This is a genomic window from Streptomyces millisiae, from assembly GCF_031845425.1.
Classification (GTDB): Bacteria; Actinomycetota; Actinomycetes; order Streptomycetales; family Streptomycetaceae; genus Streptomyces; species Streptomyces millisiae.
In genome coordinates, this window is the sequence record NZ_JAVREM010000008.1 from 48389 (window position 1) to 61380 (window position 12992).

Annotated in this window: 12 protein-coding genes; 5 read left to right on the forward strand and 7 right to left on the reverse strand. The window is 74.9% G+C overall.

Annotated features, from left to right (window positions below; all coding sequences use genetic code 11):
- Window positions 1-6: 6 nt before the first annotated feature.
- From RNC47_RS10235 to RNC47_RS10245, 3 genes are read right to left on the reverse strand one after another with little or no spacing between them, the layout of a single operon-like run.
- Entirely contained in the window at window positions 7-534 is a 528-nt protein-coding gene (locus RNC47_RS10235) for an SRPBCC family protein (protein ID WP_311597563.1), read from the reverse strand.
- A 2-nt stretch (window positions 535-536) separates the two neighbouring features.
- Window positions 537-845: an ArsR/SmtB family transcription factor gene (locus RNC47_RS10240; RefSeq protein WP_311597564.1), complete on the reverse strand. Its 309-nt coding sequence runs from the start codon at window positions 843-845 to the stop codon at window positions 537-539.
- A 56-nt stretch (window positions 846-901) separates the two neighbouring features.
- Window positions 902-1744: an SDR family NAD(P)-dependent oxidoreductase gene (locus RNC47_RS10245; RefSeq protein WP_311597565.1), complete on the reverse strand. Its 843-nt coding sequence runs from the start codon at window positions 1742-1744 to the stop codon at window positions 902-904.
- A gap of 63 nt (window positions 1745-1807) precedes the next feature.
- Here RNC47_RS10245 and RNC47_RS10250 point away from each other — a divergent pair, with 63 nt between their 5' ends.
- Together RNC47_RS10250 and RNC47_RS10255 are read left to right on the forward strand one after the other, a co-directional pair.
- Window positions 1808-2224, forward strand: a complete 417-nt coding sequence (locus tag RNC47_RS10250) for a winged helix-turn-helix transcriptional regulator (protein ID WP_311597567.1) — start codon at window positions 1808-1810, stop codon at window positions 2222-2224.
- 150 nt (window positions 2225-2374) lie between these two features.
- On the forward strand, window positions 2375-3472 hold the full coding sequence (locus tag RNC47_RS10255) for a serine hydrolase domain-containing protein (protein WP_311597569.1): 1098 nt from the start codon (window positions 2375-2377) through the stop codon (window positions 3470-3472).
- A gap of 7 nt (window positions 3473-3479) precedes the next feature.
- Here RNC47_RS10255 and RNC47_RS10260 read toward each other — a convergent pair whose 3' ends face one another.
- On the reverse strand, window positions 3480-4304 hold the full coding sequence (locus RNC47_RS10260; RefSeq protein ID WP_311597571.1) for a MerR family transcriptional regulator: 825 nt from the start codon (window positions 4302-4304) through the stop codon (window positions 3480-3482).
- Window positions 4305-4398: 94 nt separating this feature from the next.
- On the opposite strand from RNC47_RS10260, the gene RNC47_RS10265 reads away from it, so the two are divergent.
- Window positions 4399-5655, forward strand: coding sequence for a HEAT repeat domain-containing protein (locus RNC47_RS10265; protein ID WP_311597573.1), 1257 nt, complete (start codon window positions 4399-4401; stop codon window positions 5653-5655).
- Between the two features lie 11 nt (window positions 5656-5666).
- Here the strand turns inward: RNC47_RS10265 and RNC47_RS10270 are convergent, their stop codons facing one another.
- Both RNC47_RS10270 and RNC47_RS10275 read right to left on the reverse strand, forming a co-directional pair.
- The gene (locus RNC47_RS10270) at window positions 5667-6536 is read right to left on the reverse strand and encodes a serine hydrolase (RefSeq protein ID WP_311597730.1); all 870 of its coding nucleotides are present in this window, start codon (window positions 6534-6536) and stop codon (window positions 5667-5669) included.
- A gap of 38 nt (window positions 6537-6574) precedes the next feature.
- The gene (locus tag RNC47_RS10275; protein WP_311597575.1) at window positions 6575-7495 is read right to left on the reverse strand and encodes a LysR family transcriptional regulator; all 921 of its coding nucleotides are present in this window, start codon (window positions 7493-7495) and stop codon (window positions 6575-6577) included.
- 118 nt (window positions 7496-7613) lie between these two features.
- Here RNC47_RS10275 and RNC47_RS10280 point away from each other — a divergent pair, with 118 nt between their 5' ends.
- Window positions 7614-9521 carry a penicillin-binding transpeptidase domain-containing protein gene (locus RNC47_RS10280; RefSeq protein ID WP_311597577.1) on the forward strand — a complete coding sequence of 636 codons (1908 nt, stop codon included), beginning with the start codon at window positions 7614-7616 and terminating at the stop codon, window positions 9519-9521.
- 146 nt (window positions 9522-9667) lie between these two features.
- Window positions 9668-10597 carry a class A beta-lactamase gene (gene bla / locus RNC47_RS10285; RefSeq protein WP_311597578.1) on the forward strand — a complete coding sequence of 310 codons (930 nt, stop codon included), beginning with the start codon at window positions 9668-9670 and terminating at the stop codon, window positions 10595-10597.
- 111 nt (window positions 10598-10708) lie between these two features.
- Here bla and RNC47_RS10290 read toward each other — a convergent pair whose 3' ends face one another.
- Window positions 10709-12934 (reverse strand): MMPL family transporter, encoded by a 2226-nt coding sequence (locus RNC47_RS10290; protein WP_311597580.1) that lies wholly within the window; start codon window positions 12932-12934, stop codon window positions 10709-10711.
- Window positions 12935-12992 lie beyond the last annotated feature (58 nt).

A 12992-nucleotide genomic window follows, 5' to 3' on the forward strand; every position in this document is an offset into this window, starting at 1 on the left:
GCGCCGTCAGTCCCCCAGCCGCTCGGCGTAGCCGTCCCGCAGCGCCTCCCAGCCGAAGTCGAGGGCGGCCATGCCGCGGATCGGGGCGATGGGGGCGCCGTCGAGCAGCCGCTCGGCGACGTCCAGACAGAGGTGCCAGCCGGCCGCCGCCTGGGCGAGCCCGTCGCGGTCGGCGACGGTGTGGCGCAGCGTGAGCCGGGTGCCGGTGGCGGTGGGCGTGAGCTCCCAGCGCAGCACGTCCTCGCCCCAGGAGTACTCGAGCAGCGCGGGCGGCTCGGCCCGCAGCACGGTGGCCTTCAGGTCCTCAGGGCTGTCGCCGTCGATCATGGTGAGGGTGGCCTCTCCGGGGGCGGAGAGGTCACGGTCCGCGGTGTACGGCGCCCAGGCGGCGAGTTGGTCGGGCTCGCTCAGCGCGGCCCACACCTTCGCGACGGGGTGCGCGAGGTCACGCGTGAAGACCAGCGTCCAGCGGTCGCCCACGGCCTCGCGGCCGACGGGGACGAGCGGGCTCGGCTGGTAGGCGTCGTCGGGCATGGCTACTCCAGGGAGTCGAGGTGGCGTTCGAGCGCGTCGAGGTGCCGGTCCCACAGGGCGCGATACGGCCGCAGCCACTCGTCCACGTCCCGCAGCGGGCGCACCTCGATCCGGTAGACGCGCCGCTGAGCCTCCGTTCTGCGGGACACGAAGCCGGCCTCCCGCAACACCCTGAGGTGCTTGGACACGGCGGGCTGCCCGAGGCCCAGCGTCTCGACCAGCTCGTTGACGCCGCGCTCGCCGGTCAGCAACTCCTCGAGTATCCGGCGCCGCGTCGGCTCGGCGAGCACCACGAAGGGATCAGCGATCACCCGCTCATATTCCGCCCGACGTATATACCTGTCAAGGCATATCACCCGACTGAGCCTCAGCGCCCGCGCAGCAACTCCTCGGTGTACTCGGCCAGCCGGGCAGCGTCGTCCGGGTCGAGGGTCCTCAGGGACAGGTCGAGCCGCCTGCCCCGGTCGACGGCCGTGAGCGGGTCCGACGGCGGGTGGTCGATCCAGTCGAAAATCGGCCGCACCGACTCGGCGACGGGGCGGGCGAAGAGCCGCCCCAGGAACCGGAGCGCGCCGCGGACCACGCGGCTCGGGTGCCCGTCGACCCCGCTGCGGGTGAAACCGGGGTGGTAGAGGACGTAACGAGCCTTGCCCTCACCCCGTGCCGCGAAGGCCACGCCCAGCAGGTCGTTGGCCCGGCCCGCCTGGAGCTGGGCGCGCACCTGGCCGTAGCGGCGCGTCAGTTGGGGGTCGTCCCACTCGATCCGGCCGGAGGTGTTGCCGACGCCCGCGACGTTGACGACGACGGGCGCCGGGGCGGCGTCCAACAGCGGGCGCAGCCGGTGGCTGAGCAGGTAGCGGCTCAGGTAGTAGAGGGCGAAGGTGAACTCGAGACCGTCCGCCGTCACCTTGCGCCTCGGGCTGACCCGGTTGGCGAACAACGCCAGCGCGTCCACCGCCTCATACCGTTCGGCGATGTCCGCGACCACCCGCTCGACCTCGGCGATCGACGACAGGTCGGCCCGGATGAAACGGAGTTCGGTGCTGGCGGCCTCGGCGAGCAGGGCGCGGCCCCTGTCCTGGTCACTGCCGATCACGATGACGCGGTCCCCACGGGCCAACCGCTCCAGGGCGGTGGCGCGGCCCATGCCCGTGGTCCCACCGCTGATGATCACGGTCTTTCGTGGTTGGCCCGGCACGGTGTCCTCCATAGGCTCGGCATCGACTGGTCCGATCCTCAACCGCCCCGCCGAGCGCCGAAAGAAGGCAGTTTGATGTCCGGTACGCACACCGATGTGCCCTCGGTCCCGTCGGTACTCGCCCACGAGCTGCCGCGCCCGGTACCGGCCGACGAGTTCGCCACCTGCCCCGTCAGTGACGTGTTCCGGCGGGTGGGCGACAAGTGGAGCATGCTGCTGGTGATCCTGCTCGGCGGCCGCCCGCACCGGTACAACGAGCTGCACCGTTCCATCGAGGGCATCAGCCAGCGCATGCTGACCCGCACTCTGCGCACCCTGGAGGCGGACGGCCTGGTGCGGCGGGAGGTGCACCCGACCGTGCCGCCGAGCGTGGAGTACAGCCTGACCCCGCTGGGCGGCACCCTGCTGGAGCCGCTCTCGACGCTGGCCGACTGGGCGGTGCGCCACGAGGCCGAGATCAACGAGGCCCGCTCCCGGCTGCCTCCGATCTGACCTGACACCAGAAACGCTACCCCCGGCGATCAACCGGTGACACCTGGGCCGGACCGGGCGACGCCTGCGCGACAACTATGGCGACACATACCCCCACCCGGTATATATTCGGTGCACGCGTGAGCCGTCGCCGACCGGGAGGGGAACACGGTGAGCAACGTCGAGGGATTCGTCGAGGCCGGATACGAGCAGGTGCGGGAGGTCTTCCAGGGGCTGGTGGACGAGGGGCGGGAGACCGGCGCCGGGGTGTCCGTGTGGCGGGGCGGGCGGGAGGTGGTGCGGCTCAGCGGTGGGTGGGCCGACGCCGGGCGTCAACGGCCGTGGTGGGACGACACGTTGGTGATGCCGTACTCGCTGTCGAAGACGTTTGTGACGCTCGCCGCGCTGGTCGCCGTCCGGGACGGCGCGATCGCGCTGGACGAGCCGGTCGCCCGGCACTGGCGGGCGTACGGGGCGCGTGGCAAGGACCGCACCACGCTGCGGCAGATCCTCGTGCACCGCGCCGGGCAGCCGCGTTTCCCGGCCGAGGCGGCCGGGCTCGATCTGCTCGACGACGCCGGGCTGCGGGCGGCGCTCGAGAAGGCCGCGCCCGAGTACCCGCCGGGCGAGGGGCTCGGGGAGCACGCCCTGACCTATGGCCACCTCGTCGACGGCGTGCTGCGGGCCGCCGCCGACACCACGTTGGGCGAGCTGTTCGACGGCGTGGTGCGGCCGGCGCTCCGGCTCGACGCCTGGTTCGGCGTGCCGGAGGCCGAGCTCGGCCGCGTCGCCGAGCTGGAGTACGCGCACCCCGACTGGCCGGAGCGGCTGCACGCGGCGCCCTGGCTCCGCATACCCGACGGGGCGCTCGACACCGGCCGCGTCAACGCGAACGACTTCCGGCGCGCCGTCTTCGGCGCGGTCAACCTGCACACCACGGCGACCGCCATGGCCCGGTTCTTCGCCGAGCTGACCGACGAGGCAGGACCGGTCCGCGAGCTGCTCGGCCAGGAGCTGCACGCCGAGCTCCTCGCCTCCCAGGTCACCGGCTTCGACGAGGTCTTCGGCACCCGGCTCACCTGGACCCTGGGCCTGATCCGGGACCGCGGCAAGATCGCCAAGGGCGGCATCGGCGGCTCGGCCGCCTGGTGGTCGCTGCGGCACGGCCACGGCTGCGCCTATCTGACCCGCCGCCTCGACGACCACGCCAGGGCGGCCGCGGTCGCGGCCGCCCTGGGCGACGACCTGTCGGTCGTCGGCGAGGACTGAGCGCCCGTCAGGCCCGGGCCACGGGAGCCTGGAGCTCCGTCACCCAGTCGTCGCGGTTCTCCGGGCACTCCAGGCTGACCTCCCTCGGGTACCCGGTCGACCGGTGGCCGTTGGCGTCGATCCAGTGGGCCAGGGCCTGGGCGGTGGGCAGCACCGTGTCCATGGAGCCCCGGTGCACGATGGTCGCGGCCTGCTCGACGGGCGGCAGGTCGCGCACCACGAAGTCGCCGTCCTCGCGGAGGGGAGCGGAGACCTGGACGGCGGCGTGGACGAGGATCCGGCCGCCGCCCTCTGGGGCGTCCTCGTAGCAGGCGACGCCCGGACCGGTGGGGGCGATCCCCGCCGCGTCCAGGCGGCGGAACAGCTCGTCGTAGAGGGGGCCGATGACCGGGCCGATGTCCTCCGGCTCGTAGCCGGCGGCGGTCGCGGTCAGCTCGGCCACCCGGACGGCCGGCACGGGCTTGAGGATGACGTCGTTCGTGGGCATGTGCCCCTCGCTCTCGATCGACCGGAGCCTCGCCTCGACCCGCGTCAGGCGCGCCGCCGCCTCGGCCATGGTGGCCGCCAGCTCGGCCCGCCGCAGCCGGAGCATGCCGCGCAGCTCCTCGACGCCCACCCGCTCGTCGATGATGTCCCGCACCTGCTGGAGGCTGAAGCCGAGGTCCTTGAGCGCGATGACCCGGTTGAGGCGGGCGAGTTGGGCGGCGGTGTAGTAGCGGTAACCGGTGGCCGGGTCGACATGGGCCGGCCGCAGCAGCCCGGTGGCGTCGTAGTGGCGCAGCATCCGGACCGACACGCGGCCGTGCCTGGCGAAGTCTCCGATGGTGAACATGACGTCTCCGAGTCGACCGTCTCACACGGTGTGAGAGTCAAGCGACCATCCTGCCCGGGCGCCGCTGTCAGTGGCGCGTGCGACAGTGCGAGGCGTGACGACCGAAGCGAAGGACCCGCTGGCCGGGTTGGACACGATCGACTGGGCCGCGCTCGGCCACGCCTACGGCTCCGCCGCCGACGTGCCGGGGCTGCTGCGGGCGCTGTGCGCCGCGGACGAGGAGGAGCGGCTCGGCGCCCTGGGGAAGCTGTACACCAACATCTTCCACCAGGGCAGCCGTTACGAGGCCACGGCCCACGCGGTGCCGTTCCTGGCCCGGATCGCGGCCGACACCTCGCTGGCCGACCGTGACGCCGTCCTCGGGCTGCTGGCCGGGCTCGCCATCGGCTACGACGAGGCGCACCTGCCGGGCGGCGTGGACACGGCCGGCTGGCGGAGCCGGGTGGCGGAGTTCGTCGCGCGGGACCCGGCCGAGGTGCTGGCCGAGTTCGACCGTTTCGTGGCCGAGGCGCCCGACGAGGGCGAGCGCCGGGCGCGGGAGTGGCGCCGGCAGATGTTCGACTGCGCGTACGAGCAGCGGGCGGCCGCCGCCGAGTTGGCGGCGTACGACGCGGTGCGCGGCGAGGTGCCGGCCGTCACCGCCCTGCTGGCGGACGCCGATCCCGGCGTGCGGGCCGGCGCGGCGTATGTCCTCGGCTGGTTCCCCGAGGAGGCCGCGGGCACCCTGCCCGCGCTGCTCGGCCTGCTGGAGCGCGAGACCGATCCGGGGGCCACGGCCACCGCGCTGGTGGCCGTCGGGCTGCTCGGCACGCCGGGGGACGCCGCCCTCGCCGCCCGGCTCCGCCCCCGCCTCGCCGCCGGGGAGGCCGTGGTGCGCTGGGCCGCCGCCACCGCCCTGGCCCGCCTCGGCCACCCGGCGCGGGACGCCGCCGCGGTGCTGGCCGAGCTGGCCGCCGCCCAGGCGGAGCCGCCGAGCAGCGGCGCGACCGGCGTGCCCTTCCACGAGGGCGACCTGCGGGGCTACTCCGCCGCCAGCCTCACCCTGCTCGCCGACCGCCACCCGGACGAGACGCTGAGCGCGGCCACGGACGGGCTGGCCGCCGCCGCCAGCGGTCCGGCCGTCTTCCCCGTCGCCGCCGCGGCCCTCCGGTTGGCCTTCGGCGACGAGCGGCCGACGCCGCTGCCGCCGTTCGCCGAGCTCACTCCGGGGCAGCGGCGCCTGGTCGGCGTGCTGGCCGAGCTGGACGAGCACACCCGGAGCTGGGTCAACTTCCTGGAGATAGTCGACGCCTGGGGCCTGCCGCGGCAGCGCGAGGCGCTGCGCGCCTACGCCGGCCTCCCGCCCGGGTAGCGCGAAGGGCTTCAGGCGGCGCGGAGTTCGTCCCGCAGCCGGCGGGCGACCTGGCCCATCAGCGCCTCGGCGGCGGGCTGGATGCTCGCCGCCACCCGGGACTCGGTCAGCGCGGCGACCGCGTACGTCTGGCCGTCGGCGTGCCTGACCACCCCCACCTCGTGGCGAAGGTTGAGCAGGGTGCCGGTCTTGGACGCCCAGGTGGAGGTGTCGGAGACGAAGTCCGGGGCGAGGCGCTGGCGCAGCAGGTTGTCGGCCATCAGCCTCCGCACGCCCGCCGCCACGTCGGGGTGGACCGGGGACGGGGTGGTCCACAGGGCCTGCAGGAGGTCGATGAAGGCCCGCGCCGTGCCGGCGTTGGTGCGGGACACGTCGAACTGCGGCAGCCGGTGGCCCCGCCCGGCGGTGCCGGCGTCGATCGCGAGGGCCTGGGCGAGGTGCGCGTCCGGCCCCTGGAAGTGCTCCCACGGGGTGTCGGTGAACTCCCCCATCGTGTGGCGGACCGCGATGCCGCGCAGCCCGAGCCCGTCCAGGATCGCCCCGACCTCGGCGGGCGGGGTGAGCGCGAAGAGCGCGTCGGCGGCGACGTTGTCGCTGATGGCCATGGCGAGGTGGAGGAGGTCGTCGACGGCGACGCGGGCCGGGTGGCGGAAGCGGCTCAGGCCGGTCGGCCCGGGGACCGTGCTGCGCCCGGGCTGGACCTCGATCTGGGTGGCGCCGTCGAGCTCGCCGCGCCGGACGCGCTCCAGGGTGGCCAGGGCGAGCGGGACCTTCGCCAGGGAGGCGACGGGGAAGTCGATGTCGGGGTCGATGCCGAGCTCGTCGCCCGTCTCCAGGTCGCGGACGAGGAACGAGCCGCGCAGCCCGCCGTCCCGCAGCATGCCGCGCAGTTCGCTGAGCACCCGGCTGGTTCCGGTGGTCACGACACCACCTCGACGGTCTCGACCGCCTGCTCGGCGGTGGCGCCGAGACAGCGGGCGATCCCGCGCCCGCACACCTGCCGGACGCGGAGCGCGTCCGCGTCCGTCTCGTCCGCCACGACCAGCGAGAAGCCACGGCCGAAGCCGGCGTCGAGCTCGCCGATCGGCCGCCAGTGGAGGCGGAGTTCACCGGCCTGCGCGGGCGAGCACAGCAGCGCGTCACCGTGGCTCAGCACGTCGGCGGTGGCGGCGGCGACCGAGTGCGCGGCGGCGAGCTGCGCCGGGCGCAGCCCGACGGCGTCACGCAGCCGGGTGAGGCCGTCCCTGACGTGGGGCACGTCGTCCTCGGACTGGAACCAGACGCGGCGGGGGCGTCGGTCGCGGTCGACGCGCCCCGGCCGGAGGGTGTCCAGGTAGATCGGCCCGCCGCCGGGGTCGGCGGCGACGGCGAGGCCGAGGGGGACGGTCCACGTCGCCTCGGCGGGCGGCAGCGCCAGCAGGGCGGCGCGCACCTGGCGGGACCGCAGCAGGTCGGCGCGCTCGGCGGGCGGCCCCGGGCGCGGGTCGAGGCGCAGCCCGTGGCCGCGCGCGTCGGCGATGAAGTGGGCCAGGGCGCCGGTGGGGCAGGTGTCGGGGACGGCGAGCCGCAGCGGCGCGTGCCGAACGGCCTCGGCCTCGTGTTCGAGGCGGTCGGCGACCCGCACCAGTTGGGCGGCGAGCGGCAGGATGTCCCGGCCGAAGGGGGTGAGCGCGGCCGGGCGGGAGGACCGCTCCAGCAGTCGCTCGCCGAGGTGCCGCTCCAGCGCCGCGATGCGGCGGCTCGCGACGGACTGCGCCATCCGGGCCGCCGCCGCGCCGACCGTGAAACTGCCGCGTTCGCTCACGTTGACGAACGCGCGGCACGCCCCCACCAGATCCATGGCGCCACAGTATGCCAAAGCGGCATGGAACCGCGCGTTCAGGGCTTGGACGCCACGGGCCACGGCGCCGGAGGGTGGGCGACACGGGGAGACCCGGAGAAGAGAGCGGAGGATCGGCATGGGACGGAACGGCCGATGGCGCGGGGGCGCCCGGGTGGGCGGCGTGCTCGCGCTCGTGGTGGCGGTGTTCGCGGCGGCGGTGGTGGTGACGCTGGCGCTGCGCCGGGACGACGGGGACGGAGGCGGTGGGGACGCGGCGGCCGAGGGGGCGCGGCGGTTCCTGGACGCCTGGGCGGCCGACGACCTGGCAGCGGCGGCCGGGCTCACCGACGACCCCGAGGCGGCGCGGTCGCTGCTGGAGTCCGTGCGGGAGAACACCCGTCCGGAGCGGATGGAGTTCGCCCTCACCGGCGAGCCCGAGCCGAGCGAGGCGGCCGCCGAGGGCGACGCGGAGGCCCTGGTCGTGCCGTTCACCGCGACGTTCACGCTGCCCGGGCTCGGCGCGTGGTCGTACGAGTCGACGGCGCCGATGCGCCCCGGAGACGGTGACGGTGCGGACTGGCTGGTGGCGTGGGAGTCGGCGCTGGTCCACCCCGAGCTGGCCGAGGGCCAGACCCTGGTGCTGACGACCGAGGAGGCCGAGCGCGCGCCGATACTCGCCGCCGACGGCAGCCCGCTGGCCGGCCCATCGGCCGTGTGGGACATCGCGGTCCGACCGGCGGACCTCACCGAACCGGCGGCCGCCTGGGCGGCGCTGGAGGCGCTGGACGTGGGCATCGACACCGACGCGCTGGCCGACCGGGTGGCGGCGGCCGAGCCGGAACAGGCCGTCGCGGTGGTGACGCTGCGGGACGAGGTCTTCCAGCAGCACGCCGACGCGCTGCGGGCCGTGCCCGGTCTGGAGTCCGTCGAGGGCACCCGGCAGCTCGCGCACTCCGCGCGGGCCGTGGTCGGCGCGCTCGACCCGGAGACCGGGGCCGGCGTCTCGGGCCTCCAGCAGCGGTACGACGAGCAGCTGTCCGGCGCCGGCTCGGCGGCCGTGGTGGTCGCGGACCGGGCGTCCGGCGCGGCCGTGGAGACGCTCCACGCCTGGGAGGGCGGCGCGGACGGCAGCCCGGTGGAGACCACGATCGACCCGGCGACGCAGGCCGCCGCGGAGGCCGCGCTGGAGGACGCCGGGCGGGCCGGGGCGATCGTGGCGATCCGGCCCTCGACCGGTCATGTGCTGGCCGCCGCCGACTGGCCGCTCGACGGCTTCGACCGGTCGCTGCGCGGGCAGCTGGCGCCCGGTTCCACCTTCAAGGTGGTGACCGCCGCGGCGCTGCTGGAGGGCGGCGCCACGCCGGACGACGTCCTCGGCTGCCCGCGCACCGTCACCGTCGACGGGCAGTCCTTCGAGAACCAGGACGAGTTCGAGCTCGGCCCGGACACCACGCTGCGCGAGGCGTTCGCCGCCTCCTGCAACACGGCCCTGATCGACCACCGCGACCGGTTCGCGCCCGACACCCTGAGCCGCACCGCCGAGGCGTTCGGCATCGGCGGCGAGTGGAGCGTCGGCGCGGCCACCTTCGACGGCTCGGTGCCGGTCGCCGAGAGCGACAACGAGCTGGCCGCCTCGCTGATCGGGCAGGCCAGGGTGCAGACCAGCCCGCTGGTGATGGCCTCGGTCGCCGCGACGGTCGCGCAGGGCGCCTTCCACCAGCCGGTGCTGGTGCCGGCCGCCGTCGACGAGCCGCACCAGGCGTCCGCCGAGCTCGCCCCGGAGACCTTCCAGGCGCTGCGGTCGATGATGCGCGAGACGGTCACGGCCGGCTCCGCCGCCGCGCTGGCGGGCGTGCCGGGCGAGCCGCACGGCAAGACCGGCACCGCCGAGTTCGCCGACGAGGACGGCGAACTGTCCACCAACGCCTGGATCATCGGCTTCCTCGGCGAGCGCGACCTCGCCTTCGCCGTGGTCCTGGAGGACGGCGGCTCCGGCGGCAGCGACGCGGGCCCGGTCGCCGCCGACTTCCTGAGCGCCCTCTAGGCCCTAGCCCGACTATGCCGATCCGGCATGGAACCGCGCGCCGGCGTCTTGGACCGCGCGCCCCGGCCCGCCGGAGGGTGGTCCTCGCCGGGGCTCTCCCCCGGCCACCGATCGCCGAACTCCCTCGACAACCTGGAGGTTCAGCCATGACCCATCCGCTTCGCCCGCGCCGGGGCACCGTCGCCCGGGTGGCCGGCGTGCTGGCGCTCGTCGCGCTCCCGGCCTGCGGCCAGCAGGCCGAGCCCACCCGCGCCGTCGAGGCGCCGGCCGCCGCGCCGGCGTCCACGGCGGACGCCGAGCGCGGGTTCGCCGAGCTGGAGGAGGAGTTCGACGCGCGGCTCGGCGTGTACGCGCTGGACACCGGCACCGGCCGGGAGGTCGCCTACCGGGCGGACGACCGGTTCGCGTTCGCCTCGACGTTCAAGGCGCTCGCGGTGGGTGCGACGCTCCAGCGGTACGGCGTCGAGGGCATGGACGAGGTGGTCACCTACTCGGAGGACGACATCGTGCCCAACTCGCCGGTGACGGAGAACTTCGTCGGGACCGGGATGAGCCTGCGCGAGCTGTCCGCCGCCACCCTCTGGTACAGCGACAACACGGCGGCCAACCTGCTGTTCGACGCGCTGGGCGGCCCCGATGGTCTGGAGGCGGCGCTGGAGGAACTCGGCGACGACGTCACCGAGATGGACCGCGTCGAGCCGGAGCTGAGCGACGGTACCCCGGGCGACGTCCGCGACACCAGCACCCCGCGCGCGCTCGCCGGCGACCTGCGGGCCTACCTGCTGGGCGACGTGCTGGACCGGGAGGAACGCGAGCTCCTCACCACCTGGATGGCGACCAACACCACCGGCGAGACCCTGATCCACGCCGGCGTCCCCGAGGACTGGACCGTCGCCGACAAGTCGGGCACCGCCGGCTACGGCGGCCGCAACGACATCGCCGTGCTGTGGCCGGCCGACGGCGGCAACCCCGTCGTCATGGCGGTCATGTCCAGCCGGGACCAGGAGAACGCCGAACGCGACGACGCCCTCGTCGCCCGCGCCGCCACCGTGGCCCTGGCCGGCCTCGGCCGCTAGCGGAGCGACCGGGACCGGGACGGGACCGGTGCCGGCCGAAGCCGGCCGGCACCGCCCCGATCCGCCGTCAACACGCCGTCAACACGCCGTCAGTGCGCCGTCAGTCCGCCGTCAGAGGGAGCGGCTCAGGCCGTCCTTCTCGCTCTCCGCCGCCGCCGGTTCGGCGGCGGCGGAGAGGGTGGCCTTGAGCCCCTCGCCCTCGATGTCCACGTTGGGCAGCACCCGGTCGAGCCGCTTCGGCAGCCACCACGCCCGCTCGCCGAGCAGCGCGAGGACGGCCGGCACGATGGTCATCCGCACCACGAAGGCGTCGAAGAGGACCGCCACCGCGAGCCCCAGACCCACCGTCATGATCATCGTCTCGGGAGAGCCGATGAAGCCGGCGAAGACGCTGATCATGATCACCGCCGCGGCGGCGACGACCCGGGCCCCGTGCCCGAAGCCCGACTCGACCGCGTCGCGCGGCGAGGCCCCGTGGACGTACGCCTCCCGCATCCGGCTGACCAGGAAGACCTCGTAGTCCATCGCCAGGCCGAACACGATCCCGATCAGCAGGATCGGCATCAGGCTCATGATCGGCCCGGGCTGCTCGACGCCCAGCAGACCCGCCGCCCAGCCCCACTGGAAGACCGCGACGACCACGCCGAACGAAGCCAGCACCGAGAGCAGGAAGCCGAGGGCCGCCTTCAGCGGCACCAGGATCGACCTGAACACCAGGATCAGCAGCAGGAAGGCCAGCCCCATGACCAGCGCCAGGTAGGGCACGAGGGCGCTCTGCATGCGCTGCGAGACGTCGATGTTCAGCGCCGTCTGCCCGGTGACCAGCACGTCCGCGCCCTCGGCGGCGGCCTCGTCCGCCACCCCCGCCCTGATCCGGTCGACGAGGTCCTCGGTCCCGGCCTCGGTCGGGCTGGTGTCGGGGATCACCGTCACGGTGGCGGTGTCGCCGTCCTGGTTGGGGGCCGCCGGCGTCGCGGCCGCGACCCCGTCGAGCCCGGCGAGCGAGTCGGCCACCGACTCGACGACCCGCTGCGGCTGCTCCGCGCGCGTCGCGTCCACCACGACGAGCAGCGGACCGTTGAAGCCGGGGCCGAACGAGTCGGCCAGCATGTCGTACGCCTGGCGCTGCGTCGTCGACGTCGGCTGCGCCCCGTCGTCCGGCAGCCCGAGGCGCAGCCCTGTGGTGGGGAGGGCCACCACCCCGAGCCCCGCGACCGCGACCAGGAGCACGGCCAGCGGACGGCGCGTCACGAACCGCACCCAGCGCACGGCGAGCGTCGGCCCGCCGGTGGCGGCCGACTCCCTGGCGCGCCGGTCGCCCCGGCCGAGGATCCGGTCGCCGACGAAGCCCAACAGGGCCGGCAGCAGGGTGAGACCGACCGCGACGGCGACGACCACGGCCCCGGCCGCGGCCAGACCCATCTTGGTCAGCATCGGCATGTTCACCACGAAGAGGCCGCCCAGCGCGATGACCACCGTCAGGCCGGCGAAGACCACCGCCGAGCCGGCCGTGCCGGCGGCCACCCCGACCGCGTCGTACGCCGAACGCCCCTCGGCCCGCTCGTGCTTGTAGCGGGAGACGATGAACAGCGCGTAGTCGATGCCCACCGCGAGGCCGATCATGACGGCCAGGATCGGCGTCATGCTGTCGAGCCCCAGCGGCCCCGAGAGGGTCGCCACCCCGGCGAAGGCGATGCCGACGCCCACCAGCGCGGTCAGCAGCGGCAGCCCGGCGGCCACCAGCGCGCCCAGGGCGAGGAACAGCACCACCGCGGCGACACCCACGCCGATCACCTCGGTGGGGCCGAGGACCTCCGGCTCGACGGCGAGCGCGTCGCCGCTGCCCTCCACGGTGAGGCCGGCGTCGCGGCCCAGCTCCATGGCCTCGGTCAGGCCCTCGCGGTCGGCGTCGGTCAGGTCGTTCGACGGCTCGGTGTAGCTCACCTGGGCGTAGGCCGTGCGGTCGTCGCCGCTGACCGCCCCGTCCGTGGTGAACGGATCGGTCACCGCCGCGACCCGGGACGAACTCCCGGTCAGCGCCGCGACGACGTCCTCGACGACGCCCCGGTGCTCGTCCGAGGTGATCAGCTCCCCGTCGGGCGCGCGGAAGACGACGCGGGCGCTCGCCCCGTCCGCGGCCGCCCCGGGGAAGCGCTCGTCGAGCAGGTCGAAGGCCCGCTGTGCCTCGGTGCCGGGCACGGTGAACGTCGAGGGGGCGGCCCCCGAGCCGCTCATCATGCCGACGCCGGCGATGCCGAGGACCACGATCCACAGGAACGACACCAGCCAGCGGCGCCGGAAGGACCAGCGCCCGAGCCGGTAGAGAAGGGTAGCCACCGCGTAAGTCTCCTATCGGGTGATAAATCGACCTGGCGAAGAAGCGGGCCCGGCACGT